Annotated in this window: 26 protein-coding genes; 13 read left to right on the top strand and 13 right to left on the bottom strand. The window is 47.4% G+C overall.

Annotation, left to right across the window (positions count from 1 at the left end):
• The first annotated feature begins 201 nt into the window (after positions 1-201).
• Positions 202-465: a TrbC/VirB2 family protein gene (locus QSJ47_RS00805; protein WP_285602130.1), complete on the top strand. Its 264-nt coding sequence runs from the start codon at positions 202-204 to the stop codon at positions 463-465.
• A complete protein-coding gene (locus QSJ47_RS00800) occupies positions 465-731 on the top strand; it encodes a competence protein ComB (RefSeq protein WP_221272629.1) in 267 nt (88 codons plus the stop codon). Before QSJ47_RS00805 ends, QSJ47_RS00800 begins: the two co-directional genes overlap by 1 nt.
• Here QSJ47_RS00800 and murG read toward each other — a convergent pair.
• Genes murG through QSJ47_RS00785 form a run of 3 tightly spaced genes read right to left on the bottom strand, consistent with a single transcriptional unit; the run spans position 728 to position 2,956 of the window.
• Entirely contained in the window at positions 728-1,795 is a 1,068-nt protein-coding gene (gene murG, locus QSJ47_RS00795) for an undecaprenyldiphospho-muramoylpentapeptide beta-N-acetylglucosaminyltransferase (protein ID WP_221271803.1), read from the bottom strand. The two genes, QSJ47_RS00800 and murG, sit on opposite strands and share 4 nt — an antisense overlap.
• Positions 1,796-1,801: 6 nt before the next feature.
• On the bottom strand, positions 1,802-2,206 hold the full coding sequence (fliW, locus tag QSJ47_RS00790; RefSeq protein ID WP_221271800.1) for a flagellar assembly protein FliW: 405 nt from the start codon (positions 2,204-2,206) through the stop codon (positions 1,802-1,804).
• Between the two features lie 48 nt (positions 2,207-2,254).
• Positions 2,255-2,956, bottom strand: coding sequence for an outer membrane beta-barrel protein (locus tag QSJ47_RS00785; protein ID WP_221271797.1), 702 nt, complete (start codon positions 2,954-2,956; stop codon positions 2,255-2,257).
• Positions 2,957-3,414: 458 nt separating this feature from the next.
• Between QSJ47_RS00785 and gad the strand changes: the two genes are divergently transcribed.
• Positions 3,415-4,863: a glutamate decarboxylase gene (gad, locus tag QSJ47_RS00780; RefSeq protein WP_221271795.1), complete on the top strand. Its 1,449-nt coding sequence runs from the start codon at positions 3,415-3,417 to the stop codon at positions 4,861-4,863.
• Positions 4,864-5,082: 219 nt separating this feature from the next.
• On the opposite strand, the gene QSJ47_RS00775 is transcribed toward gad, so the two are convergent.
• From QSJ47_RS00775 to QSJ47_RS00765, 3 genes are read right to left on the bottom strand one after another with little or no spacing between them, the layout of a single operon-like run.
• On the bottom strand, positions 5,083-6,111 hold the full coding sequence (locus QSJ47_RS00775) for an outer membrane beta-barrel protein (protein ID WP_285602129.1): 1,029 nt from the start codon (positions 6,109-6,111) through the stop codon (positions 5,083-5,085).
• Complete coding sequence (locus QSJ47_RS00770; protein ID WP_430886779.1) at positions 6,111-7,097, bottom strand: tRNA dihydrouridine synthase; 987 nt, start codon at positions 7,095-7,097, stop codon at positions 6,111-6,113. Before QSJ47_RS00770 ends, QSJ47_RS00775 begins: the two co-directional genes overlap by 1 nt.
• Before the next feature lie 8 nt (positions 7,098-7,105).
• Positions 7,106-8,329 (bottom strand): CCA tRNA nucleotidyltransferase, encoded by a 1,224-nt coding sequence (locus QSJ47_RS00765; RefSeq protein WP_285602128.1) that lies wholly within the window; start codon positions 8,327-8,329, stop codon positions 7,106-7,108.
• Positions 8,330-8,377: 48 nt separating this feature from the next.
• On the opposite strand from QSJ47_RS00765, the gene queC reads away from it, so the two are divergent.
• Genes queC through QSJ47_RS00750 form a run of 3 tightly spaced genes read left to right on the top strand, consistent with a single transcriptional unit; the run spans position 8,378 to position 10,400 of the window.
• On the top strand, positions 8,378-9,085 hold the full coding sequence (gene queC / locus QSJ47_RS00760; protein WP_285602127.1) for a 7-cyano-7-deazaguanine synthase QueC: 708 nt from the start codon (positions 8,378-8,380) through the stop codon (positions 9,083-9,085).
• Positions 9,086-9,142: 57 nt separating this feature from the next.
• A complete protein-coding gene (locus tag QSJ47_RS00755) occupies positions 9,143-10,024 on the top strand; it encodes a DnaJ C-terminal domain-containing protein (RefSeq protein ID WP_285602126.1) in 882 nt (293 codons plus the stop codon).
• A 10-nt stretch (positions 10,025-10,034) separates the two neighbouring features.
• Positions 10,035-10,400 (top strand): heat shock protein transcriptional repressor HspR, encoded by a 366-nt coding sequence (locus tag QSJ47_RS00750; protein WP_221271785.1) that lies wholly within the window; start codon positions 10,035-10,037, stop codon positions 10,398-10,400.
• A gap of 6 nt (positions 10,401-10,406) precedes the next feature.
• Here QSJ47_RS00750 and QSJ47_RS00745 read toward each other — a convergent pair whose 3' ends face one another.
• A complete protein-coding gene (locus QSJ47_RS00745; RefSeq protein WP_260321588.1) occupies positions 10,407-11,399 on the bottom strand; it encodes an SAM-dependent methyltransferase in 993 nt (330 codons plus the stop codon).
• On the bottom strand, positions 11,399-13,357 hold the full coding sequence (uvrB, locus tag QSJ47_RS00740) for an excinuclease ABC subunit UvrB (RefSeq protein ID WP_221272627.1): 1,959 nt from the start codon (positions 13,355-13,357) through the stop codon (positions 11,399-11,401). Before uvrB ends, QSJ47_RS00745 begins: the two co-directional genes overlap by 1 nt.
• A 58-nt stretch (positions 13,358-13,415) precedes the next feature.
• Between uvrB and priA the strand changes: the two genes are divergently transcribed.
• The 3 genes from priA to QSJ47_RS00725 are packed head-to-tail and all read left to right on the top strand — an operon-like array spanning position 13,416 to position 15,776.
• Positions 13,416-15,287: a replication restart helicase PriA gene (gene priA, locus QSJ47_RS00735; protein ID WP_221271783.1), complete on the top strand. Its 1,872-nt coding sequence runs from the start codon at positions 13,416-13,418 to the stop codon at positions 15,285-15,287.
• 43 nt (positions 15,288-15,330) lie between these two features.
• Positions 15,331-15,552 (top strand): DUF3450 domain-containing protein, encoded by a 222-nt coding sequence (locus tag QSJ47_RS00730; RefSeq protein ID WP_221271781.1) that lies wholly within the window; start codon positions 15,331-15,333, stop codon positions 15,550-15,552.
• A 5-nt stretch (positions 15,553-15,557) separates the two neighbouring features.
• A complete protein-coding gene (locus QSJ47_RS00725) occupies positions 15,558-15,776 on the top strand; it encodes a hypothetical protein (RefSeq protein WP_221271780.1) in 219 nt (72 codons plus the stop codon).
• Here QSJ47_RS00725 and QSJ47_RS00720 read toward each other — a convergent pair whose 3' ends face one another.
• Genes QSJ47_RS00720 through QSJ47_RS00700 form a run of 5 tightly spaced genes read right to left on the bottom strand, consistent with a single transcriptional unit; the run spans position 15,777 to position 21,040 of the window.
• On the bottom strand, positions 15,777-16,289 hold the full coding sequence (locus tag QSJ47_RS00720; RefSeq protein WP_285602125.1) for a DUF3972 domain-containing protein: 513 nt from the start codon (positions 16,287-16,289) through the stop codon (positions 15,777-15,779).
• Between the two features lie 2 nt (positions 16,290-16,291).
• The gene (locus QSJ47_RS00715) at positions 16,292-17,668 is read right to left on the bottom strand and encodes an aminotransferase class V-fold PLP-dependent enzyme (protein ID WP_285602124.1); all 1,377 of its coding nucleotides are present in this window, start codon (positions 17,666-17,668) and stop codon (positions 16,292-16,294) included.
• Positions 17,650-17,985 (bottom strand): histidine triad nucleotide-binding protein, encoded by a 336-nt coding sequence (locus QSJ47_RS00710; protein ID WP_260321587.1) that lies wholly within the window; start codon positions 17,983-17,985, stop codon positions 17,650-17,652. The genes QSJ47_RS00715 and QSJ47_RS00710 overlap by 19 nt, the downstream gene beginning before the upstream one ends.
• A 58-nt stretch (positions 17,986-18,043) precedes the next feature.
• Positions 18,044-20,332 (bottom strand): TonB-dependent receptor family protein, encoded by a 2,289-nt coding sequence (locus QSJ47_RS00705; protein ID WP_502875103.1) that lies wholly within the window; start codon positions 20,330-20,332, stop codon positions 18,044-18,046.
• Positions 20,333-20,374: 42 nt separating this feature from the next.
• Complete coding sequence (locus QSJ47_RS00700) at positions 20,375-21,040, bottom strand: outer membrane beta-barrel protein (RefSeq protein WP_260321586.1); 666 nt, start codon at positions 21,038-21,040, stop codon at positions 20,375-20,377.
• Positions 21,041-21,157: 117 nt separating this feature from the next.
• On the opposite strand from QSJ47_RS00700, the gene QSJ47_RS00695 reads away from it, so the two are divergent.
• From QSJ47_RS00695 to QSJ47_RS00680, 4 genes are read left to right on the top strand one after another with little or no spacing between them, the layout of a single operon-like run.
• The gene (locus QSJ47_RS00695) at positions 21,158-22,270 is read left to right on the top strand and encodes an MlaE family lipid ABC transporter permease subunit (RefSeq protein WP_221271770.1); all 1,113 of its coding nucleotides are present in this window, start codon (positions 21,158-21,160) and stop codon (positions 22,268-22,270) included.
• Positions 22,263-23,036 carry an ABC transporter ATP-binding protein gene (locus tag QSJ47_RS00690; RefSeq protein ID WP_221271769.1) on the top strand — a complete coding sequence of 258 codons (774 nt, stop codon included), beginning with the start codon at positions 22,263-22,265 and terminating at the stop codon, positions 23,034-23,036. The genes QSJ47_RS00695 and QSJ47_RS00690 overlap by 8 nt, the downstream gene beginning before the upstream one ends.
• Positions 23,021-23,875, top strand: a complete 855-nt coding sequence (locus QSJ47_RS00685) for an MlaD family protein (RefSeq protein WP_221271767.1) — start codon at positions 23,021-23,023, stop codon at positions 23,873-23,875. The genes QSJ47_RS00690 and QSJ47_RS00685 overlap by 16 nt, the downstream gene beginning before the upstream one ends.
• On the top strand, positions 23,872-24,429 hold the full coding sequence (locus QSJ47_RS00680) for a hypothetical protein (RefSeq protein ID WP_285602122.1): 558 nt from the start codon (positions 23,872-23,874) through the stop codon (positions 24,427-24,429). The genes QSJ47_RS00685 and QSJ47_RS00680 overlap by 4 nt, the downstream gene beginning before the upstream one ends.
• Positions 24,430-24,434: the final 5 nt, after the last annotated feature.

Below are 24,434 nucleotides of genomic sequence, written 5' to 3'. Positions count from 1 at the left end.
ATAATGCTAAAAATTCCCGCATTTTGGGCGTTTAAAAGGCAAACTTTATATTAGTCATATAAAGTTACATAAGTTATTTTATTAAAAATATTTGCTATGAGTGGCAAGTATTAGAGAGCAAAAAGGGGATGATTAAAGCATTTGGGACGTGTTAAACGAAATGTGCTAAAATACGGCTTATTTTATCTGTAAGGGGGTTTCTTGCGGTGGTTGTGGGTGTTTTTAGCCCTAGATTTCTTGGGTGCGGATGGGGGAGATAATTTTTTTAAAGCCATTGAGGCGCAACTGCAAAGCAACACGGCCAAGGGCATTTTAATGCTGATTTTTATCGGCATTGCCTTTTATGTGTGGCGTAATTTAGACCGCTGGCGGGATATTCTCTTTACAATCTTGGGCGTGGTGCTAGGAATCATGCTCTTTTTTAAGGCTCCGGCGCTGGCTTCGTGGTTTATGGGGTTGTTTTGATGGAGTGCCCTTTGTTGGTCGTGTCTGTAGCAAATTTACAAGCCATTTCTACAAAGGACAAATTTCTATGGCTCAATGCCAAGTCGTGGATTGTGTCGATCTTCGTGCCTTTTGTGCTGTGGCCGTGGCTGGGCACACTGTGGGCTTTGGCGTTGTATGGGGGGTTTTTAGCCCTTTTTAGCGTGTTGGAGTTCTTTGATGAGGACATTGCCGACATTTTAATCGCCCACTCTAGGCTCACGGGGGCGACAAGTTTTTACGCCTAAGGCTGGATTTGTTCTAAAATCCGATCCACAATTTGGCGTGCCCCATCGCTAGAAACTTTTTGGCGTAGGCTCTGGCTCACTTTGGCGATCTCTAGCCCCCCTTGCTTGGGGGTTTCTAGCCACTCAATGAAGTGAAAAAGGTGGTCGGGGTGTAGGTGGCTCTGTTCCACGATTTGGGCGAGCCCCTCGTTGGCGAACTCTAGGGCGTTGTAGTATTGGTGGTTTTTGGCGGCGAAGGGGTAGGGCACAAAGAGGGTAGGCAAGTTGTTGGCGCACAGCTCCCACACACTGCTCGCCCCCGCACGGCTCACGCAAATATCCGCTTGGCGCATTTTCTCCACAAGCTGCAAATCAAAGGCGAAGAGATCGACTTGCTCTAGAATCCCCAAACCTTGATACACGCTAGCGACCCGCTCGTAGTCTAGCTTGCCGCATTGGTGGATCACCTTTAAACCCCTTTTGAGGAGTTTTCTAGCGCATAAAATGGCAAATTCATTGATCGCCCTAGCCCCTTGCGATCCGCCTAAAAATAAAATGCTCTGCACCTGTGTGCGGATTCTGGCACTTTCAAAAAAGCTGTTTTGGATGGGGTATGGGGTGTAAATCCGCTTGGGGTTCTCCTCTGTGCCTTTAAAGCTGCTGAAAATGCACTTGGCATAGGGGGCGATGAGTTTGTTTAGTGCCCCTTGCACGGCGTTTTGCTCGTGGATATAAAGGGGGATTTTGGAGAGAATGCCCGCAAAAGAGCCCGGCCCCGCGCTAAAGCCCCCCACGCTGATCAAGGCTTTGATGTGGTGTTTTTTTAAAAGACCTCTAGCGGTTTGGGTGCAGCGCAGTTGCTTATACAAGGCGTGGATTTTTTTAAAAAACCCCTTGTTGACAACGCCCGTAGTGTTTAAAAAAAAGCATTGTTTGAAAAGAGGGCTGTTTTCAAACCAAGCTTTATCCTGCCCTGAAGTGCTGCCAATGTAAAGCAAGTCTAGCCCCCTATTTTGCAATTCTTGCGCCAAAGAGCGGACGATGCATAAATGCCCACCTGTGCCTCCCCCAGTGATCGCTAACATGGGCTTTTAAGAGCTTAGACGAGCGCTTTTAGCTTGCACGAAGGATTTTAGGGTATCTCTAAAGCCAAAGTCGGGGTAGTCCATGATCGAGAGAGCGATTTGGGCGGCGTAGCCATTATCGGGGTTGAAAACAAGGGGGGCGAGGAAGTTCACCATCGAGTCCTCTAGGTTTTTTTGCACCACGACCACGCAATACACTTCTACATGGGATTTAGCGTTGAGTTCTAAGAGCAACTCTATGTATTTGGGGATGCTAAAGCTGTATTCGCGTAGCTTATAGGGGTTGGCTAAAACCATGCTGATGGTCCCATCAACACTACTCACACGGCTAAAGAGATCATCAATTTTTGTTAATTCCACCTCCATGATTCTCTCAAACCCGAGAATGGGGGCTTTTAATGTGTAACGCATGGACTTCCTTTGGCAAAATATAATCCCAACCTAGCAAAACCTGTTCCACTAAAATGCATAGGTGTAGTTAAGATACACCGAAAAATCGCGGTGGATGGTTAGGGTTGCGCTGTCTTTATCGTGGTCAAAGTTCTTAGAGTAGCGAGCAAGGGGGGAATATAGAAAGGGCATCATGATCCCTAAGTCTAACCCCTGATGTTTAGAGAAATTTAAGTGCAAGCCAATATTTAAGGGTAATTGAAACTGCACGGGGTAAACTTTGCGCGTAAAACCTCCACCTAAACTCGCCGTAAGTTCCCCCTGAAACACCGAAGCCACCCCTGTTTGCCAAGTTTGCACGCTAAAGAGCAAGCCCACAAACCCCCCGAAGGTAAAATCCCGCCCTCTCCATTTTCTCTCTATAAAATTCAGCATGACATCCGCCCCCAAGCCATAGACAAATTGCGAAACCCACGCTCCCCCATTGCCCCCAAAATTAAAATAATAACGCAGTCCGATTTGCTTATTTTGCCCAAAGAAATGTTTAAATCCCAAGCGCACATTGCCCCCACCCATAGGGGCTATGCTATCTTGTAGCCTTCTTTGATCCTTGATCACAATAAAATCCATGTTTTGCGATACAAGTGCATTACTTCTTACTAGGCTAAATTGCGGACCAAAACTCAAATACCAACCCTTATTTTCAGCACATAAAGGCAAGAGTGTAAGCCCCCAAAGATAGACTAGACGCAACACTTGAAACCGCCGCATGGGCATTCCTCTAAACAAATGTCTTTAGTTTAGCCAAATCCCTTTGGATTTTGAAGCCTTTCTAAGCCACATGCTTTATTTTTTAGAATTAGTGTCTTATAACCACTTTTATTAAATGCGCACCTTAATGTCCACGGCATCCATATCCGCGGTGCTGCAGGAATTGGGGGCGATAATGGCATCCCCGTAATGAAATGCTGCAAACTCTAATGAATTTCAGTGTGTGCATTAGAGAGAGTAAGAATATTTACAAGTCATGTCAAAGCTACACACCTATATCCACACAATAATCTAGCAATTACCTACTAAAAACTATCCAATCGTGTGTGGTTTAAGAAGTTAAATTTTCTAAAAAATGCAAAATAATCCCCAAACCCAAAGCATGTTTTAAAGCAAGTTAGGCAACACTAGCGCCCATTTAGTTTAGTTAACACAATCTTAACTTTGAGGAGGTTTTTATGCTACACAAAAAAAGCCACATTGAAAGGGATGAGGAAAAATTTGTCTTCAAGGCTGACAATTCGTCCACACCTATTTTTGGGAGTCTAGAAAGCGATGTCTTGTTGCCCCGTGACAAGATAGGGCAAAAAATGATGGATCCACGCATCGCCTATCAATTGGTGGCAGACGAAATGATGCACGATGGTAACCCCCGCTACAATCTTTGTACTTTCGTGCAAACCTACATGGAAGAGGAAGCCAGAAAGATCATGCTCGATTCTATGGCGACTAATGCCATCGATAAATCCGAATATCCGCAAACCACAGAGATAGAAAAGCGGTGCGTCAATATCATTGCCAATCTTTGGAACGCCGACCCTAAAGAGGATTACATGGGCACTTCCACCGTGGGTTCTTCAGAGGCTTGTATGCTAGGTGGTATGGCTATGAAGTTTCGCTGGCGCAAGCGTGCTCAAGAGCTAGGCATAGACACCGCAAAGAAAAAGCCTAATCTTATTGTGGGCTCGGGCTATCAAGTAGTGTGGAAAAAGTTTTGCGTTTATTGGGACATTGAATTGCGTGAGATCCCCATGACCGATCGAAACAACCTCACCTTGGATCCAAAAAAGGCCATCGAGCTTTGCGATGATTACACCATAGGCATTGTGCCCATCATGGGCATCACCTATACAGGGATGTTTGACGACATCGTTACTTTAGACAAACACCTTAGTGCCTACAACCAAAGCGCAAAAATTAGCGTGCCTATCCATGTCGATGCGGCTTCAGGTGGGCTTTATCTACCCTTTGTCAACCCTGATTTGGCTTGGGATTTTCGCTTAAAAAATGTCGTGTCTATTTCTACTTCAGGGCATAAATACGGTTTGATTTATCCGGGGATTGGTTGGGTGATATGGCGGGATAAAGAGTTCTTGCCTGAGGAATTGATCTTTAAAGTGGCGTATCTAGGGGATTTTGAACCGACTTTCCAAATCAATTTTTCCCGATCGGGTTCGCAAATCTGGGCACAATATTATTGCTTTGTGCGCTGGGGCTTTGAGGGGTATAAAGCCGTGCATGCAAAAACCCGTGATGTGGGGTTGTTTTTAGCAAAGGGCATTAAATCCTTGGGGCTTTTTGACATGATCAATGAGGGGCAAAATATTCCCATTATTTGTTGGGCTATGAGTGCTAAAGCTAAAGAGGAAAAACAATGGGATCTTTACGATCTGGCTGATCATCTGCGCTTCAATGGTTGGCAAGTCCCTGCCTATACACTCCCTGCAAATTTGCAAGAGGTGTCGGTGATGCGTATTGTCGTTAGGGCGGATCAGAGCATGGAGCAAATGTCGCTCTTTTTAAAGGACATCAAACAAGCCATTAGAGAGTTAGATGCGGCGCGCATTGTACGCTCCAAGTGCCCAACACAAGAGGGTAAAGTTGTCCCAGTGGGTTACACACATTGAAAAATTTAATGGTTTGGTTTTACCCTTGGTTATGGGTAACAGGTGGGGATCTTGAACTCTCCCTAGGCTGTATTGAGTGCGTAAGACAATGTAGTGGCAAGCTGCATAATAGGGGGATTTGACTAGTGCAAGTACTCTTTTAAAATTAAATGGAGAATTAGCAGAAGAACTAGGCTCCGCAAGTAAAACTAGACTATGTAAGGCATAGCACTAAAAAGTCTAGAACAGATACGCATAACCCACATAAAATTGGCTTTGGCGGGTGATGGCAAGGGTTTGTTTGATGGTTTGCTGTGTTCCCGGGTTGGTGTTGCCGTAGTTGTACCAGTTGTGGGCATTGATGGAGTAGTAGGGCAATTTCCAGCCCAAGTTAAAGCGGTTGTGTTGCCCTAAGTAGAGCTGGTAGCCCACATTGACATAAAAGCCATTGCCGGCGGCAAAGAAGCGGGTTTTATCAATATGCCCCTTGCTAAGAGAATTACTACCTAAGGCACTTAAAGCCTCGTTGTTGAAATTGTCGCTCCACAGCATGGCATACTCCACGCCCCCGCCCACAAAAACCCCCATTTTAAAGAACATCATTTTAGGGTGTTTTTTTCGTAGCCAAATGTCAATGGGGATGTTTAAGAAAAAATCCACATTTAAGCCCAAAGTTACCATATGGGCGGGGCGTGTGAGTAAGACTTCTTGGGGCGTGGGCGTGGGACAGAGCCCTAGCGGATTTGTGGCGGTGAGAGCCGCACAGGGCGAGCTGTAACCTTGTGGGGTAGTGTAAGTTACTTGCCCGTTTTTGTTAGTAGTAGCAATGGGGATCACTTGCCCCGTGTTGGGGTCAATGGCTTTAATGTTGGCGGGGTTGTAATTTAATCCGCCCTTATTCTGCACTTTGTAGCGATGCCCTAAGTTGGCATTGGCGTATTCAATATCCCCATAGACACGCAAGCCACTAATGCCGAATTTATCAAAAAACAGTTCATCGCCCAAAGTGTAAGTAAAGGCAAAATTTGCGCTCTTATTACCACTAGGTTTATAAAACCCCTCAATTTCATTGTTTTTACAAAGGTTGTCGGGACAGGCATAGACGCTAGCATTATCAGGCAAAGTGCTGGGGTTATTCATACTCACTTGGTTGCTAAAGGTGCTTTTAAAGTTTTGTGCCATGCCAAAGCGCACGCCCGTAAAGACATGGTTTTTCACCGCCCCCAAAGGGTGCAAAACTAGCCCCGCTAAGAGTAATCGTTTTAACATCAAACGCTTTGGTGATTCAGGGTTACAATTTGGGGCAGGGGGTTTAGGGGCGTGGGGGAGCTAAAAAACTCTTCAATTTGCGCCCGCGCCTCTGTAGGTTCTTTCATGTTATTGACCGCCATTTTAAAGGTGCTGGCATTGGCATGCCCCTTGGCGTAGGCGTGTAGGTTTTTGCGAAACATCACAACCCCCCGATCCCCATAAAAGGCGACCATTTTGTCAAAATGCTCCAAAACCAAATCCTTTTTTAGCACGGCGGGCAAGTCCTCAGTGTCGTTTTTAATTTGCCAAAAAATCCACGGCTGGGTTAGGCTTGAACGCCCGATCATCACCCCATTTGCCCCCGTGTAGGCGAGCACCTCTTTTGCCTTTTTGGGGCTGTCGATCTCGCCATTGGCGATCAAGGGCTTGTTTAACACTTGGCGCATTAAACGCACGCTCTCGTAATCTATGCGCTCTTTTTTGTAGCGATCCGCTCTCGTCCTCGCGTGCACCACCACAAAATCCACGGGCGCATCGTTTAGGGCGTGGGCGATTTCAAGCGGGATTTTGCTCTCAAAACCTAGGCGCACTTTCACACTGCTATAAGGCTTGTGGCTCTTTTCTTTAATGAGGCGCAAGAGTTTCACCAAGTGGTTTAAATCCTTTAAAAGCCCGCTCCCATTGCCATGGTTTGCCACTTTAGGGGCAGGGCAACCGCAATTAAAGTCTATGATGTCAATGCCCTCAAGGGCGTTGATCTTCTCTACAGCCTGCTCCACCACTTCGCTTTTAGAGCCGGCGATTTGCACGCTAAAGGGCTGTTCCTCGGGCGATTTTTCTAGCATTCTGGCGGTTTTGTGATAGGCGTGCACCAAAGCGTGGCTGCTCACCATTTCGCTCACCGTTACATCCACACCAAAGCGTTTCACCACACTTCTAAAGGGTAAATCCGTATAACCGGCTAGGGGGGCTAAAAATAACAATCTCTCAAAATTCAATTTCACCATAAACCCTATTTTAACGCATTTTCTCTTAAGTTTTGCGCCCACGCTCTGGCAAATTTCGACAGAGCGGGGGGGGTGTTTTCTAGCCTCTGGTGTATCACCTCTTTTAAGCACGCTTGCAAGCACGCCCCAATCTCTGCCTTTTTTAGCCCCACGCCCTTTAAACTGCGCCCATTGATCGCCAAAAAGCCAAGCGTATAAACCTCCCTTTGTGCCCCAATTTGCTTAAAATGTGTCCTCAACACCGCCCATTTAGACGGCTCATAGGCTTTAAGCCAACCTAGCCACGCCCGCACTTGGCTTAAGCGCAAGTTTTGCATTTGTGTTTTGAGCCACACCTTAGAAGTGGGGGGGCTTTGGTGGATGTAGGGGAGCAGTTTTTCTATATTCTTTAAAAGTTTTTTCGGGGGTTTTAGTTGCTCCAGACTCTCAAGGGGTGTTGGGCATGAAAAAAGCAGGCCTAAAAAGCGCGTGGTTAAATTTAAGGGGGTTTGGCTTAGGGGGGCTAGAATTTGGGGGTTTAGGGGGGTGTTTAGCACGCCCTCTAACACGCTTACATAAGTGGCACACACTGCTCCCGCCTGTGCGCCCATTAAAATTTGACACAGCTCGGCAAAAATGCGCTCTTTGCTAATGTGCTTAAGTAGGGGGGCGTGCTCTAGCACGGCTTGTGCGCTCTTAGGCTCTAGCTTAAAACCCAACACGCTAGCAAAACGCAACGCCCGTAAAATCCGCAAAGCGTCTTCATTCACCCTATCAACCGCCACGCCCACGAACCTTAAACGCTTGGCTCTTAAATCCGCTAGCCCCCCATGCAAGTCTAGCAGCCCCTTTTGTGGGTGGCAAGCTAGGGCGTTGATGGTAAAATCCCGCCTTTTTAAGTCGGTTTCTAGTGTGGCGTTAAAATGTACTTTAGGGTGGCGATGATCCGTGTATCCGCTCTCCTCTCTATAAGTGGTGATTTCAAAAACTTGTTTGCCAAAGCGTGCACCCAGAGTGCCAAAGGCTAGGCCTAGGGGGATTGTGGGGATTTTATGCGCCTTTAAAAGGGGGGCTAGCTCTTGTGGTGTGGCGTTTGTGGCTAGATCGCAATCTTTGGGGGTGCGCCCTAAGAGATAATCACGCACACAGCCCCCCACCACCACCGCCTCAAATCCCCCCGCCTCTAGGATTTCTAAAAGGCGCAAAATGGGGGGGGGTAGGTTAAAATGGTAATTTGTGTCCCAAAGCACGCTAAGCCTTTTGCTATAATGGGCGGTATTTTAACAAAAAGAACGCCTATGTTAGAGAAAATCTACCATGCCTCCTGTGTCCTCTGCTTTAGCGGGGGGCAAGATAGCACCACTTTAGCCCTGTGGGCCAAAAAAGCTTTTAAACAAACCCATTTACTCGCCTTTAACTACGCCCAAAAGCACGCCATAGAGCTCAAGCAAGCCCAAAAAATTGCCAAATTGCTAGACTTGCCCTTAAAAATCCTGGATTTACACTTTTTACAAGAAATCACCCTCTCCGCTCTGTTTGCAAGCAATCCGCAAAGCTCCAACGCCCCCCACCCCAAAAACCCAAATCTGCCCGCCTCCTTTGTGCCCGACAGGAATGCCCTATTTTTCACCCTAGCCCATGCTTATGCCTTTAATTTGGGGGCGGATTTTGTGCTCGTGGGGGTGTCTCAAGAAGATTACAGCGGTTACTTTGACTGCCGTAAAGAGTTTATAGACAGCTTGCAAACTTCTTTAAACTTGGGGGCATTTGGCACGCCAGAGGGCATTAGCTTTTTAGCCCCCTTTATGGCGATGGGTAAAGCCCAAGAGTTTGCCCTAGCCCAAGATTTAGGCGGACTAGAGCTCATTTTAGAGCACACGCACACCTGCTATGAGGGGGTTAGGGGAGTGCGCCACGCCTATGGCTATGGCTGTGGGGCGTGCCCTTCTTGTAAATTACGCCAAGACGCCTACAAAGAATTCTTAAGAGACTATAAACAAGATTGATAGACAAAGACTAAAGTTTTATGCTATAATGGGCTTTACTTTATTAATGGAGCGTTTATGAACAAGAGTTTATACAGCACTTTAGAAGTCGCCGAGGGGGCAAGTCAAGAGGAGATCAAAAAATCCTACCGCAGGCTCGCTAGAAAATACCACCCCGACCTCAACAAGGGTAAAGAGGCCGAAGAGAAGTTTAAAGAGATCAACGCCGCCTATGAAATCCTAAATGACCCGCAAAAACGGGCGCAATACGACCAATTCGGGGACAACATGTTTGGCGGGCAGAACTTTAGCGACTTCGCCCGTTCGCAAGGACGGGGGGCGAGTTTGGACGACATTTTAGCCTCTATCTTTGGGCGGGGGGGCTTTAAGAGCGACTTCATGGGTGGGGGGGCTTATTCCAACATGGGGGGCATGGGTGGGTTTAATGGCTTTGGCTTTGCCCCTGATTTGGATTTATCCGTGGAAATCCAAATCACTTTGCAAGAAGCCGTTTTGGGGGGCAAAAGACGGGTGCAATTAAGCCATGATAGCTTTGAGATTAAAATCCCGGCCGGTGTGCGCGAGGGCGAGGTGCTAAGAGCCAAGGGGCGCGGGCGCAGGCAGGGGGGGATGGTGGGCGATGTGCTCTTAAAAGTGCGGGTGCTTGAAGATAATGTTTATACCCAAAAGGGCGATGACTTGTATAAAAGCTTTGATTTGCCCTTGAAAACTGCCCTCTTTGGCGGGCGGGTGCAGGTGGAGACGCTGTATAAAGAAGTCGCCTTAAAAATCCCGCCCAACACCAAGAACGCCCAGAAGTTCCGCCTAAAAGAACTGGGGGTGAAAAACCGCAAAACGGGGGGCGTGGGGGATTTATACCTCTTGGCAAATGTCATTTTGCCCCACACGGACACCCTCAGCGCGCCCTTCAAGCAAACTCTGCAAGAGCAGTTGCCTTAAGGAGGGTGCGATGGTGGATTACGATGCACCCCTTTATTTGATCAGCGTGGTGGCAAAAATCCTAGGCGTGCACCCGCAGACCCTGCGCCAATACGAAAAAGAAGGGCTGGTCGAGCCCAAGCGCACGGGGGGCAAGATGCGCCTCTATTCGCAAAGGGATTTAGATAAAATCAAAACCATTTTGCGCCTGACTAGGGATATGGGCGTGAATTTAGCGGGCGTGGATATTATCTTGCGCCTCAAAGAGAGGCTTGATGAGCTAGATCGCTTAAACGAGCAACTCCAAGCCCACATGCAACAAAACGCCCAAAACAAACCCGAAACCAAGCAAATCACCAAAACCTCGTACGAATTGATTTTATTTAAAAAGGCTTAGCAAACCTCAAGGGTTTGACACAATTAGCCCCTTAAACTTTTCGCCTAGACCTTCGGGGCTAATCAAGGCGTGGGCTTTCAAGGCCTCTTTTTGGTAAGTGGCATAGGGCACACTCTTAGCGAATAAGTTTAACAGCTCTACAAAGCCCATTTTTAAAAGTGTGGCGCATTGCGTGCCGTAAAATATGGAGCGCGCCCCTTGTGCTTGGAATAGACTTTCTAACAGCTTAAAATCTATGTCATAAGTGAGATCGCATTGCTGATATAACCCCTTTAAATCGCTTAAAATGTCCTCTAGCCCTAAAACTTGGTGCGCCTTGTAGCCCCGAAAGCTGATAGGTTCAAACCCATACTGCCCGTAATCAAGGCTTATAAAATACCACTTTGCCCCTTCTAAACTTTGGTATAAATGCGCTATAAACTCCCCCCAAGCAAAGGGCACACAGCCCCCAACAGGGTAAAAACCCTCAAGGCGTTTTAATTCGCTCTCCTCCAAATTGCGCCACACGGGTTTAAAATCCTTAACGCTTAAAATCTGCCCCTCCTGCACCAATTCACACGCAAAGCTGTCCCAAAGTTCATTGCAATATAAAAAGGCATTATTAAGCCCCCTTAAGCCTACTACGCTCTTTATGTGTTCTACTTGTATGCCCTCTTTGGCTAAACGCTCTTTTTGCAATGTGGCTAGTTCGCCCAGTGGCTCCACGCACACAAAACGCACGCTCCCAAACACCCCCACACTCAAATCCTTTAAAAAGCGCACTAAATCCGCCATTAAACGCCCCGAGCCCGCCCCAATTTCCACCACGCTTAAGGGCAACTCTAACTCCCCTTTTTCAAGCAGCTGCAAGAGATAAAACGCCAACGACCCGCCTAAAAAGCTGCTTGTGCTCACAGAAGTGTAAAAGTCCCCACTAGTGCCAATGAGGGCGTGGCGGTAGTAGCCCCCCTTGCCATAGAGCCACTCGTGCATAAAAGGGGCAAAGCTGTGAAAATCCACTAAAGCCCCCTAAGTTTGGCGATCTCATCTCTTAGTTTCGCCGCCGCCTCAAAGTCTAACACCCGTGCCCGCTCTTGCATTTGGGCGCGTAGCTTTTTAATCAACTGCTCTTTTTCTCTCTTGGGCATTTTGTCTGTGGATTTGGGCTTAGGAGGGGTGTAGTCTTTGAGCTCATCCTCTAGGGGGCGTTGAGTGCTTTTGGGGGTGATGTTGTGGGCTTTATTGAAAGCGATTTGGATCGCGCGCCTTTTATCCGTGGTCGCCATCGCCTCTTGCATGCTCGCCGTGATTTTATCGGCGTAAAAAATCACCCGCCCATTAATGTGTCGTGCGACCCTCCCCATTGTTTGGATTAAAGCGGTGGTGCTTCTTAAAAACCCCTCTTTGTCTGCGTCTAAAATGGCGACTAAGGACACTTCGGGCAAGTCTAGCCCCTCTCTAAGCAGGTTAATGCCGATCAAAATGTCAAACTCGCCTAAGCGGAATGAGCGGATTAAGTGGTTGCGCTCAATCGCATCGATGTCGCTGTGTAAGTATTGCACCTTTAAGCCCCCCTCTAAATAGTGCTTACACAGCTCTTCAGCCATTTTTTTCGTCAAAGTCGTTACCAGCACCCGCTCTTTGCGCGCCACGACTTCTTTAATCGTGCTGTATAAATCCTGCACTTGGTTTTGGGTGGGGCGGATCTCATACTCGGGGTCTAGTAGCCCTGTGGGACGCACGATTTGCTCGGCAATGTGCCCCCTTGAAAGCTCTAATTCTAGGGGGTTTGGGGTGGCGGAGACAAAGAGAAAATGGGGAGGCTTTTTGATAAACTCTTCATACTTTAGGGGGCGGTTGTCTAAGGCGGAGGGCAGTCTAAAGCCATAATCCACTAACACTTGCTTACGGCTGTGATCGCCCGCATACATGCCCTTAAATTGAGGCAAACTCACATGCGATTCGTCCACGATGACTAAAAAGGGGCGTTTTTTTTGGGCGAAGTAGTCTAGCAGGGTGTAGGGCGTGTCGCCCGCCTTTTTGTCGGTGAAATGCCGTGAGTAGTTTTCAATCCCCTTACAAATGCCCGTGGCCGCCATCATTTCTAAATCAAACTCTGTGCGGGTTTTAAGGCGTTCATACTCTAGGGGCTTGTTGTGCTCCTTAAAGAATTTAAGCCTGTCGGCTAACTCGGTCTCAATGCTATTTAGGGCACTCTTTAGGCGGCTTTGGCTCACAATGAAGGCATTGGCGGCATAAAGCACATAACTCTCTAGGGCTTTAAGGGGTTTATTCTCTAGTGCGTCAAAGCTATAAATGCGTTCGATCTCATCGCCAAAAAACTCCACACGGATAAAGTTGCTGTCATTGTAGGCAGGGAAAATATCCACACTCTCGCCCACCACTCTAAACCTGCCCCGCTCTAGGATTTCTTGTCGCTCATAGCCCATGTCTATGAGTTTTCTTAAAAACTCTGTGTAGGGCAAGCTTTGCCCCACTTCTAATTTTGTGAGCATGCTTAAATACTCCATAGGATCGCCAAAGCCATAGTTCGCCGACACGCTTGCCACGACAATGACATCGTCATAGCCTAGCAGCGAAGTGATGGCACTAAGCCGCAGCCGCTCCAAATCTTCGTTAATGGCACTATCTTTTTCAATGAATAAATCCCTTCTTGGGATATAGGACTCGGGCTGGTAGTAGTCAAAGTAAGAGATAAAATACTCCACATGGTTTTTAGGGAAAAAGCCCTTAAACTCGCTGTAAAGCTGGGCGCAAAGGGTTTTGTTGTGCGACATGACTAAAGTCGGCATTTGCAATTTAGCAATGAGTTGAGCCATGCTAAAGGTTTTGCCGCTACCTGTAACACCTAGCAAGGTTTGGTAAGCCGCCCCTTGCTTAACGCCTTGGACTAGCTGATTAACCGCTTTTTCTTGCTCTAAACTTGGTTTGTAGGGGGCTTGTAGGATAAAGTCCATTTTACTCGCTTTTGCTAAAATCAAGGCTCTATCATAGCTAAAAAAGAGAAGGATTTTTATGTTAAAGCATTACAGCGTGGCGGTGCTAAAACACAAGTTAAAGCCTTTAATTTATCAAAGCCAAAGCCCCTTACAAGTGGGCGACTTGGTGCAAGTCCCCTTAAATGGGCGCGCTTGCAGGGGCGTGGTGTTAAGCGAATGTGAGAAACCTAGCTTTGCGTGTAAAGAGGCAAGCCCCACTGACTTTTATCTTAATGTCCCCCAAATGCTGCTACTAGAGTTCATCGCCACTTATTACTGCTCCACACCCTCTTTAGCTGCCACGCTTTTTACCCCCTTTAGCAAAAGCCAAAAGCCACTAACCCCTCCCCAAGTAAGCCCCAATTTAAGCCCCCTAAGCCCAGCCCAAGAGCAAGCTCTAAATGCTCTAAAAACCTTAAAAAGTGCCCTGCTCTTTGGGGACACGGGCAGCGGCAAGACGCACATTTACAGCCATTTGATTTTAGAGAAGTTGCAAAATAACCAAAGCGTGGTGGTGCTCGTGCCTGAAATTGGGCTCACTTCACAAACCAAACGGCTGCTTTTAACGCTCTTTGGCGCACAAGTGGGGCTGTGGCATAGCAAGTTAAGCCCCCTAGAGAGAAAGCAAACCCTAGCACACATTGCTAGCGGACAAACTAAAATCATAGTCGGCACAAGAAGTGCCTTGTTTTTACCCATGCCCAATTTGGGGCTAGTGCTCGTGGATGAAGAGCACGATCAAGCTTATAAGGCTAGCCTTGCCCCTTATTACAACGCTAGAGATTGTGCCTTGTATTTAGCCAGCAAACTGCCCATTCAAGTCATTTTAGGCTCGGCAACCCCACATTTACGCTCGTATTATAGAGCCAAAGAAAACCACAGCCTTGTGCGGCTAAGGGGGCGTTACTTTGAAAACCCCCAAGAAATCATCTTTGAAGAAAGCAAAACCGCCCTCACTCCGCTTTTATTAAACCATTTAGCCCAAAGTTTGCAAGCACAACAACAAAGCATTATATTTTTGCCCACAAGAGCTTCGTTTAAAAAGCTCATTTGCCTTAGCTGTGGGGGGGGCGTGCGCTGCCCCTTTTGTAGTGTGAATATGAGTTTACACCTTAAGGACAAGTGCATGCGCTGCCACTACTGCCAGCATGAAGAGCAAATCCCCAAAATCTGCCCCACTTGTAAGCAAGACAGCCTAGCGGGCAAACGCATCGGCACACAGCAATTAAAAAGCGAGTTAGAGCAACTTTTACCCCGTGCTCGCATTGGACTGCTAGATAAGGACCACACCCACACGAACAAGCAAATACAGCGCATTTTAGACAACTTCAACACCCACCAAATAGATATTTTAATCGGCACGCAAATGCTCGCCAAAGGGCATGACTACCACAGGGTGAGCTTGGCGGTGGTTTTGGGCTTGGATGAGGTGTTAAACAATGGGAGTTACCGCAGTTATGAAGAGGGAGTCGCCTTAATGCACCAAATTGCCGGGCGCAGTGGGCGCAAAGAAAAGGGGCGGGTGTTGATCCAAAGCCTCAACGCCTCTTTTTTACAACGCTACACCGCAGATTTTGAAGACTTTTTAAAAGAAGAGTTGCAAATGCGCGCCCCTTGCTTTCCCCCGCTTAGGCGTTTGGCGCACATTGAGTTTAGGGCCAAGGAGCTAGCAAGCGCCACAGCGCACATGCAAGCGGGGCTAGACATTTTAAAACCGCTCTTAGAGCAAAACAAGGGCGTGGAGGTTTTGGGCGCAGGGCAGGCGCGCATTGCCAAAATTGCCGGGCAAGAGCGTTTGCAAATCCTCTTAAGTGCCACTTCCACCAAAGAGTTACACCTTGTGTTAAGCCATTTGCAAGAGCACGCCAAGGGGGTGTTTAAAATAGACATTGACCCGCAAGACATTTAAACTTTGCTATAATGGACATTTTAATTTTGTTTCAAGGATGCGCATGGGGGCTGAGATTTTAGACAAACTGCAAGAAAAAGTCGAAGAGTTGATTTTGCGCTTGACGCTTTTAGAAGACGAGAACAAGAGCCTACGGCTTGAGAACGCCACGCTCGCAACCCAAAATGAGGAACGCGACCGCCAAATTGCAAGTCTTTATGAAGAAATCGCCGCCAAAGACAAGCGCATACAAGACATTTACGAGATCATCACTAAAGATTCTTAAGAAAGATGAACTCTGTTGAGCTGGTTGAAGTGAGCATTGGGGGCAAACGCTATAAAATCACCCTAAACGAGCGTTTCAACGCCCAAACAAAGGCAGAGATCAAAGAGAGTTTCCACAATAAAGAGATCGCCCCCATCGACCTTTTTAAACTCCACTTAAGCAAAATCCAAGAAATCGCCGACTTAAACGCCAAACTTGGGCAGTTGCTCAGTAAAATCCCCTAGTTACTTTAAATTCCCCATGTCCGTCACCTTGCCCCACATTAGGCGGTATTTGCGCTTCATAAACTCCACCTCCTCACGTACCCTATCCAACTCTTCTTGCAATAGGGCAATGGTTTTTTTGTCTTCATCATAAATTTCTTGCATGGAGATCAGGGCTTCTTTGAGTAGGGTGTTTTCGTTTTTGTAGGCGGCGATGGTTTCATCTTTTGCCCCCACGACCTTATCGTGCAAATTTAAAATGGTGTTGATGGTCTTTTCCACATAGATAGGGTCTGTTGGGGTGTTTTCTAGCAAAGTGGGATAGCCCGCCTTAGCCGCCACGAGGCTTTTACTACTCCCTCTTTTGGCTAAAATTTGTGCTGCGCTGTGTAGATCTACCCAAATTTTCTGGGCATCATGCTTGCTCTCAAGGCTCTTGTCTTGTATGAGTGCCAACACCCGCTCTTTAGGCAGTTTAGACACGGCGACAAATTCGTCTAACTCAATCCAAGTTTTCTCGGGTTGTTTGTCCATCTTCAACCTCCACGCAAAGTTTTCACCGCCTTTTGGAGTCTGTCTAAGAGATGGTCTATGTCTTCAAGGCTGTGGGTGTAGTGCAAACTCACGCGTAGCCACCCCGGAGCTTGTCCTTTGGCTTTGAGCGCACAAAAGCGGCTATCTTGCAGACCTAATAAATCGTGTCCATAGGGCCCAGCGCACGAACAGCCCGCCCGTGTTTCAATGCCATAGCTGTAGCTAAGAAGGGGGGCTAAATCGTAGCAAGAAACCCCGCTTGCGTTAAACGCCACATTGCCCACCCTCTTGGCCTGCAAAGAGCCGTAAATGTTTAAAGCGGGGATGTCTTGCAAGCCTTGCATGAAGACTTTAGTGAGCATGCTCTCTCTACGGCTAATGTAACTTGTGCCTAGCTCGTTTCTTAATTGTAAGGCTAAAGCCGCCCTTAAAAGGGGGATGAGCGCATAAGTGCCCACTTCTTCGCGCAAGTGCGCATCTGTGATGTATTCGTGGGTGCTGCGGCTCACATAGGACACCACGCCCCCGCCACTAAAGCTGGGTGCTAAAGTGGTGTCGATGAGCGATTTTTTGAGTGCCAAAAGCCCACAGCTGCCCACCCCCCCTAAGAATTTATGCGCCGCCACAAAGCAAGCGTCCAAAGGCACGGAGGTTAAGTTATCGTGGGGGGCAAAAGCGGCCAAATCAAAGGCTAAAAGGGCGTTGTGTTTTTTGCAAAGTTTGGCAATCTCAACATAGGGCACAATGAGACCCGTTACATTAGAAGCCGCACCTACAGACACAATCAAGGGGCGATCTTTAGGGTGTGTTTCTAAGAGTTTAGCAAAGTCTTTAAGGCAAAATAGCCCCATCTCATCGAGCTTAACCCGCACCACTTCGCAAAGCCCCTCGCGCCAACTCACTTCATTAGAGTGGTGTTCATAGGGCCCCACGATGACTTTAGGTAAGTTTAGCCCTTGCAGCTCGCCTAGCCTTTGGCGGCTCTTGGGGGGCAAGTAGATGCCTAAAATCTCTTGCAGCCGTTTAATGGCGTAACTCGCCCCAAAGCCAGCACTCAGCACCAAAAAATCCTCATTTAGCCCCAAGAATTTACGGATATTATCCTTGCAATGCAAATAGACCAAATCCATTAAGTGGGCGTGCTTAGACACCCCAGAGTGGGCGTTGGCATAAAAGGGTAAGAGTTTAGCAACGCGCTTTTCTATGAGGGTTGAAGCTAGCCCTGATGCCGTCCAGTCAAAGTAGCGCACCCCACTTTTGAGCACCACGCTTTGGCGGATATGCTCTAGTTGCTCTTGTTTACTCACTTCAGGCAAAAGGGGGGCAAAAATGCCCTCTAAAAATTTATCTTGTTGTCTGTCTAAGAGAGTTTTGGCCATGCGAGTTTTGTGCCGCCTAGAATATGGAAGTGCAAATGGGGGACTTCTTGCCCCCCATCGCTGCCGACATTGGTGATGAGCCGATAGCCACTCTCCTTAATCCCTAGTTTCTCCACGACCTCTAAGATAAAGCCACCCATTTGCGCTAATAGCTCGGGGCTAGCGGCGTTAAAATCCTTCACGCAAGTTTTGGGGATCACAAGCACATGAACGGGGGCTTTGGGGTTGATGTCGTGGAAGGCTAAGAAGTGGGGGTTTTCTAGGACTTTTTGACAAGGAATTTCTCCTGCGATGATTTTTTCAAACACATTAGACACATGAAAACCTTTAGAATTTTTGTTTATTATAGCTGATTTTGCGCACATTCGTTGCGCTTTAAAACTCGTAGCTCAAATACGCCGTAACCGAGCGACCGGGGGCGGGCTGTCTGCCCGTGGGGCTAGTGCCAATGCCCCGAAAGTAGTATTTCATGTCAAAAATATTGTTCACTTGCAAACTACCTACAATCCTATGCCGTCCGCTTTTCCAAAAAACTTGGCTAATTTGGATGTTCCACACCCAATACCACGGCAGTAACCCCACGCTGTTACAGCCATAGCTCACGCCCCCCGTTTTAGCCCCACTTAAGGGAAAGCACGCCGTTTGGGAGCGGGCTTGATTGAGCATAGATGAAAAAGCACGGCTGTAAAAGTAGCTAGAAAGCCCTATCGTAGTGTATTTATAGGTGTAGGTCGCCCCTAAGATGAATTGGTGCGGGCTTACATAGGGCAGTTGCTTGCCCTTGATGTTAAAGGGGTGACTCACGATGCCCTCAAACCATTTGGTTTCATCTAGGGCGTTGTTGGTAACCACGGCGTTGATGTAGGTGTAAGCCACATGCAAATTTAGCCCCCTTATGGGGGAGTAGTAAAGCTCTAGCTCCACGCCTTGGCTTCTAGCATTCACGGGCCCCGGGCTATAGCCACCTGAGTAATAATTTTTGGCAAAGATTAAAAAGTAGTTGGCGTTGAAACTGAGTTTATCTTTATAGCTGTAGCGACCGCCAAATTCCATTTCGTCAAAAAGTTGGTTGTAATTGCTTGAATACAAGGCAATCATGCGATTTTGCGGGGGGATGAAGCTTCTGCGGTAGTTACCATAAAAGAGCAAGCCCTCTAGGGGCTTGTAGCCGATGTTTAGCGCCGGGCTCCACTCGCTTAGGTGGGTTTTTAGGGTTTGCAAGCGTGTGTAATCAGGCTTGATAGGGACTTTACGATCATAATTTAAAAAGGTGTAACGCAGGCCCGGGGTGAGCACAAACTTGCCCTTGAAAAACTCTAATTTGTCGCTCAAATAAAGGGCGGTGTAGTTGTTATCCATGTCTTGGCTAGATTTTAATAGCGGTGTGGCTTGGGGCATTTGGCACTTACCACTAATTAAAGTCTTGCAAGTGGATTGCATGGGGGCCATGACAATGTCGTTGGTCATGAAGCGCAAGCCGAAGTTTAGGTGTTGGGTTAGGTGCTTGGTGGTGATGTGTAAATTGACATTGGGCTCAATGGCGTTTAAGAAAAAGTGGCGGGCGTGGTTGACGATGAAAAACCCGGGGTAGTTGTCGTTGGTGTAAACCAGCCCCCTAGAGGGGTTGGTGTTGACATTAAGGTAGTTGGAGTCAAATTGGAAATCTCTACTCATGGCATGGCCATAGTAAGTGAGCGTGAAATCGCCACCGATTTTCGATTCGTCTCCAAAGAAGTTTTTATACACCACGCCCCAGCGATTTGCGTCTCCGCTCTTAGTGTTGTGGGGGCGGTTGTTTTGAAAGCGGTTAGAATCGTAGGCACTAGGGGCAAGAGAGCCGGGGTCGGTTAGGAAAAATTTATAGTATTGGTAATAGGCGGTGATTTTATTGCTCTCGTTGATTTGGTAAATCCCATCAAACATGTAATTTTGGATGGTCGTGGGGCTGTTGTAGCGAAAACCCTGCCCGGTGATGTAGTTTGCCTGTGCTTGCACGCCGACATACTTATTAAACATGCCCCCCGTTTTTAAATAGGTGTTGTATAAAAAGTTATTGCCAAGACTCTTATTTGCCGGACCGCTGCTAGAAGTGATGAACCCCCCATTGGAGCGTCCCCAAAAGGTGGTGCGCTCAGTGATTTGGTTGCTCCACTTGGCGGGGATGGGCTTTGTGATGATGTTAATCACCCCCCCAAAGGCATTAGGCCCATAGCGCACGCTCTCCCCCCCTTTGGTTACACTGATGCGATCTACGGATTGGAAAGTTACGGGGAAAATGGAAACTCCAATGAGCGCATAGGGGGCGACATAAATGGGGATGCCATTGACCAAAACTAACCCCGTGTTGCTGTGCCCCGGGCTACCCCCCCCAAAGCCACGAATAGAAAAACTAGGCATCGCGCCCGTGCCCGTGAAGTTGCGGATGTGCACCCCGGGGACATTCTGCAAGGCTTCTTCCACGCTTTGGTTTGCCTGCTGTGTGAGCTGTTTATGCGAGATCACCGTGCGGCTGCCTAGATAGTTTTTTACCCCCGGACTTTGCCAGCTTAAGGGGGCGTCCTCGTGGGGCAAAATTTGCGTGGTTTGGACTTTTTGGAGGCGTTTTGTGGGGATGGCGTGCAACACGAGGGCTACACTGCATAAGAGGGCGACTTTTCTCAAAATAACTCCAAAAATAGGACTCTTTCTATTCTAACACCCCCCGCTTTAAAACTTATACAGATACACCACATTAAACATTTGGGAGGTTTCAAAGCGCTTAGAGGCTAAAAGGGTCTTGTTGGTCGGCAAAATTTTAAAGCCCACTTCAATGCGGTGTTTGGAAAAGAGCGTTAAAGCCACGCCCGCTTGGATGATGACCCCAAAGGTTTTGATCTCTTGCTTGTTGCGCATTTGGAATTGGTCGTTGTCCATATAGATCACCGCCCCTCCGCCCACGCCTGCATAAAAGCCCAAGAAGTGCTGGTAAGAGGGGGTTAGGCTAAACTCAATGGGGAGTTCTAAGCCCGCTGAAACCACGCCGTAAAAGGAGTTGCTAGGGGGTTTGTTAAAATCCCAGTTAACCACAGAAGTGGCTAAATCCAAAGCCGCAAACACCCTAAGCCCGATGAAACTTGAAAAGTAGCTTTGATACCCCCCCTTAAAACTCAACACAATGGGGAAAGTCTGGCTCTTGCCCTGTTTGCTCTCTTTTTTAATATCGATCACGCCAAGACCCATGCCAAAGAACCCGCCGTCTTTGGCTCTGCGTTGCTTTTGCTTGTTCTGTAGGCGTTCATATAGCCGCGCTTCTTTTTGCAAGGATTTTAAAAATTTTTTGGAGTCTGTTTGTGCTTGCAAGGTGGGGGTTAACCAAACAACACCAAAGCACACCAAAGACCCCAAAAAACGCATACGAATTAATATTTACCTCGAATAGTGTATAATCCGCCTATCATAACATAAAATGGTGGTGAAAATGCACGGGTTTTTAGCGCATAGGGGGGAGGTTTGCTAAACCAAAGCACGGCTTATATCCAAGCCAGAACTTTAGTCTTGCAAGGAGATTGGGACTTTAAAACCTCAGCGCGTGCGCTCTCCCATTTGAAGAACATTTTAAAAGACACGCCCCCCATCGAGGCGATTGACTTTAAAGAAGTGGGGAGCTTAGACTTTGTCTTTTTGATGTTGCTTTACGACCTTTTGGGGCGGCGCAAACCTAGATTTTTAAACCCCAGTGCTTACAATGCTCGGGTGTTAGGAGTGGTGGAAGGTTGGGTTCGGGCAAACCCAAGCATTTTACGAGAGGAACATGTTTCACGGGTGTTTAAAAACCCCCTGGAGCGGTTGGGTCGGGGAGTGGCTTCTTTTTACAACACCTTGCTAAACACCTTCGATTTTTGTGGCATGGTGATTTATTTTGTGGGGTTAGCTTTTGTGCGCCCCAAGTCCATTTGCTGGACTCCGCTCACCTACCACATCCATGAGAGTGGGTTTAAGGTCTTGCCGGTGAGCATTTTAACGGTCTTTGTGGTGGGCTTTGCGATCGCACTGCAAGGGGCAACGCAATTGCAACAAATGGGTTTTCCCATGATGAGCATTGAGATGACGGCGAAATTAGCCCTTAGGGAAATGGGACCCTTTATTTTAGCGTTGGTGGTGGCGGGGCGCAGTGCTTCAAGTTTTACCGCCCAAATTGGGGTGATGAAGATCACCGAAGAGTTGGACGCAATGAAAACCATGGGGCTTAACCCCTTTGCCTTCTTGGTTTTGCCTAGAGTGCTTGCTTTGATGATTGCCATGCCCTTAATGGTTTTCTTAGCCGATGTCTTTGCCCTTTTGGGGGCGATGATTGCCATTAGGTATCAATTAGATGTGGGTTTTGCCCACTATGTCGCCCGCTTGCACGACAATGTCGGGCTTTCACATTTCTTTGTCGGGTTGGTGAAAGCCCCTTTTTGGGGCTTTGCGATCGCTTTGGTGGGCTGTATGCGAGGCTTTGAAGTGAAGGGCGATACCGAGTCTGTGGGCAAATTCACCACGATCAGCGTGGTGAATGCGCTCTTTTGGATCATTTTCTTAGATGCCGTTTTTTCAGTGATCTTTAGCAAGCTCAATGTCTAACCCTTTAATTTCAGTTGAAAATATCCACACCGCCTACGGGGATCGGGTGATCCATAGAGGGGTGAGCTTTAGCGTGGATAAGGGGGAGGTGATGGCGATTTTAGGGGGGAGTGGCAGCGGTAAAAGCACGCTTTTAAGGAGCATGATTTTACTCAACAAGCCCATTAAGGGCACAATTAAACTCTTTGGCACGGACATTTGGAAGCTGAAAGACAGGGAGCGCAATAAAATTTTTCAGCGCATTGGGGTGTTGTTTCAGTTTGGCGCGCTTTATAGCTCGCTCACGGTGTTAGAAAATGTGGGCGTGATGTTGGAGGAATACAGCCATTACCCCCAACATAATATCATTGAAATCGCCAAAATGTGGCTAGAGCGGGTGGGTTTAAACAAAAACACCTACTATCTTTACCCCTATGAGCTGAGCGGCGGGATGAAAAAGCGCGTGGGGCTGGCTCGGGCAATGGCGACCAACCCCGATATTTTATTTTTAGACGAACCCACTAGTGGGCTAGACCCCTATTCGGCAGATAAATTTGACGATTTGATCCGCTCGCTCAAAGAAACCTTACAGCTCACCGTGGTGATGATCACCCACGATTTAGACTCTGTAAAAAATATGGTGGATCGTTTCATCATGCTTAAAGACGGCTTGATCGACTTTGATGGCACACTCACAGATTTTATCGTGCGTGCCAGAACACGGCCCCTTGAAGAGGGCAATTTATTTAATTCTACAAGAGGAGAGAAGTTTTGGAAAGGCATGTGAATTACACACTCATCGGGGGGCTTTTTTTGGCTTGCATGGTGTGTATGGTGTTTTTCATTTTATGGCTAGGGCATGTCAATTTAGAGGACGAAAACTACCTAAGCTATGTGGTTTATACCGATAAGGATTTGGGCGGGATTGGGCCCAACACCCCCATAAACTACAAGGGCATACAAGTGGGATCGGTGCGGCAAGTGGGCTTTGATAAAGGACACTTGGGGGTGGTGAAGCTCACTTTACGCATTTTAGGGCGCGTGCCTGTGCGCAAAAACTCTTCTGTCAAAGTCGAATCGCAGGGCTTGGTGGGGATGAAATATTTAAGCTTGATCCAAAGCGACTCTAAAGAGTTTTATAGCAAAGAGGACCCTGAGCGGGTGCTAAACTACAAGCAAAGCTTTTTAGAGCAACTCACCAGCAGCGCAGGGCATATCTCTGATGAAGTGCTCTACATCATCCGCAGCATCGATAAAATTTTAAACCCCCAAAACATTGAAAACATCACTAAAACCATCGCCTCCATCCAAAAAGCCACACAAGGGCTAGACAACACCCGCCTAGCCCTAGACAACTTGCTTAAAAACGCTAGCAAGACTTTAGAAAAAGGCGACACCCTTGTGGCTAATGGGGATGTTTTAGCCAAACATGCCGACGAACTCATTAAAGACATTGATTTAAAGGTGCGCGGCAAGCAATATGACTTTAAAACCATGCTCTCGCCCTTACTCTTGCAAATGCAACTGAGTTTGCGCCATATCGATAACTTCGTGCAAAAAGGCTCTAACTTAATGGATAAATTTGATGCCAATCCCTATAAAACCATCTTTGGGGATCGCAAATGAGAGCAAAATTTGGACTTTTTACTCTCCCCTTGTTTTTTACAGGGTGCTTGAATTTAAATTTAAAGCAAGTCTTGCCTGCCATTAAGGACTATGATTTAAATGTGGGGGCTGTGGCGGCACAAACTTGTAAGGATGCCTTTAGTGTAGGTTTACTCGAAGTTTTGGGGGCGGATTTATACAACACAAAGTCCATTGTCAAACGCACCGCCACAGGCGAGATCACTCACATGAAGGGGTTAAAATTCGCTGATGTGCCCGCCAATATGTTTAAGCGCATGTTGCTCTTGCAAGCCCCTAAACATTGTGTGGCGATTTCTTTAGCTCCCTATGCCAACGCCCTAGCCACGCTCCAGATTAATATCCTAACCCTTGCGCTTTTAGACAACACAGCCGAAGTTGTGTTAGACTATACCCTAGTAAAGGGCGCAGAGAGCCAGCATGGGCGCATTATCCAAAGGGAACAAGTCCAAGAACAAAGGCTATCCCAAATCCAAGGCTTGCAGCGTGTAAGTTTAAAAGCCATTACTCAGCTGTTAGAGCGGATCAAGCCTTGAAAGGA

Origin of the sequence: Helicobacter sp. NHP22-001 (assembly GCF_030270165.1) — a bacterium.
Classification (GTDB): Bacteria; Campylobacterota; Campylobacteria; order Campylobacterales; family Helicobacteraceae; genus Helicobacter; species Helicobacter gastrofelis.
This window is presented reverse-complemented; position numbering and strand designations above follow the sequence as displayed.

Coding starts and splice junctions, on each gene's coding strand:
- murG (WP_221271803.1), bottom strand. CDS start 1,795: ATGTTAGCGATCACTGGGGGAGGCACAGGTGGGCATTTATGCATCGTC.
- QSJ47_RS00775 (WP_285602129.1), bottom strand. CDS start 6,111: ATGTTAAAACGATTACTCTTAGCGGGGCTAGTTTTGCACCCTTTGGGG.
- QSJ47_RS00785 (WP_221271797.1), bottom strand. CDS start 2,956: ATGCGGCGGTTTCAAGTGTTGCGTCTAGTCTATCTTTGGGGGCTTACA.
- uvrB (WP_221272627.1), bottom strand. CDS start 13,357: ATGGACTTTATCCTACAAGCCCCCTACAAACCAAGTTTAGAGCAAGAA.
- QSJ47_RS00755 (WP_285602126.1), top strand. CDS start 9,143: ATGAACAAGAGTTTATACAGCACTTTAGAAGTCGCCGAGGGGGCAAGT.
- QSJ47_RS00680 (WP_285602122.1), top strand. CDS start 23,872: ATGAGAGCAAAATTTGGACTTTTTACTCTCCCCTTGTTTTTTACAGGG.
- queC (WP_285602127.1), top strand. CDS start 8,378: ATGTTAGAGAAAATCTACCATGCCTCCTGTGTCCTCTGCTTTAGCGGG.
- QSJ47_RS00730 (WP_221271781.1), top strand. CDS start 15,331: ATGGGGGCTGAGATTTTAGACAAACTGCAAGAAAAAGTCGAAGAGTTG.
- QSJ47_RS00725 (WP_221271780.1), top strand. CDS start 15,558: ATGAACTCTGTTGAGCTGGTTGAAGTGAGCATTGGGGGCAAACGCTAT.
- QSJ47_RS00720 (WP_285602125.1), bottom strand. CDS start 16,289: ATGGACAAACAACCCGAGAAAACTTGGATTGAGTTAGACGAATTTGTC.
- QSJ47_RS00800 (WP_221272629.1), top strand. CDS start 465: ATGGAGTGCCCTTTGTTGGTCGTGTCTGTAGCAAATTTACAAGCCATT.
- QSJ47_RS00750 (WP_221271785.1), top strand. CDS start 10,035: ATGGTGGATTACGATGCACCCCTTTATTTGATCAGCGTGGTGGCAAAA.
- QSJ47_RS00715 (WP_285602124.1), bottom strand. CDS start 17,668: ATGGCCAAAACTCTCTTAGACAGACAACAAGATAAATTTTTAGAGGGC.
- priA (WP_221271783.1), top strand. CDS start 13,416: ATGTTAAAGCATTACAGCGTGGCGGTGCTAAAACACAAGTTAAAGCCT.
- fliW (WP_221271800.1), bottom strand. CDS start 2,206: ATGCGTTACACATTAAAAGCCCCCATTCTCGGGTTTGAGAGAATCATG.
- QSJ47_RS00690 (WP_221271769.1), top strand. CDS start 22,263: ATGTCTAACCCTTTAATTTCAGTTGAAAATATCCACACCGCCTACGGG.
- gad (WP_221271795.1), top strand. CDS start 3,415: ATGCTACACAAAAAAAGCCACATTGAAAGGGATGAGGAAAAATTTGTC.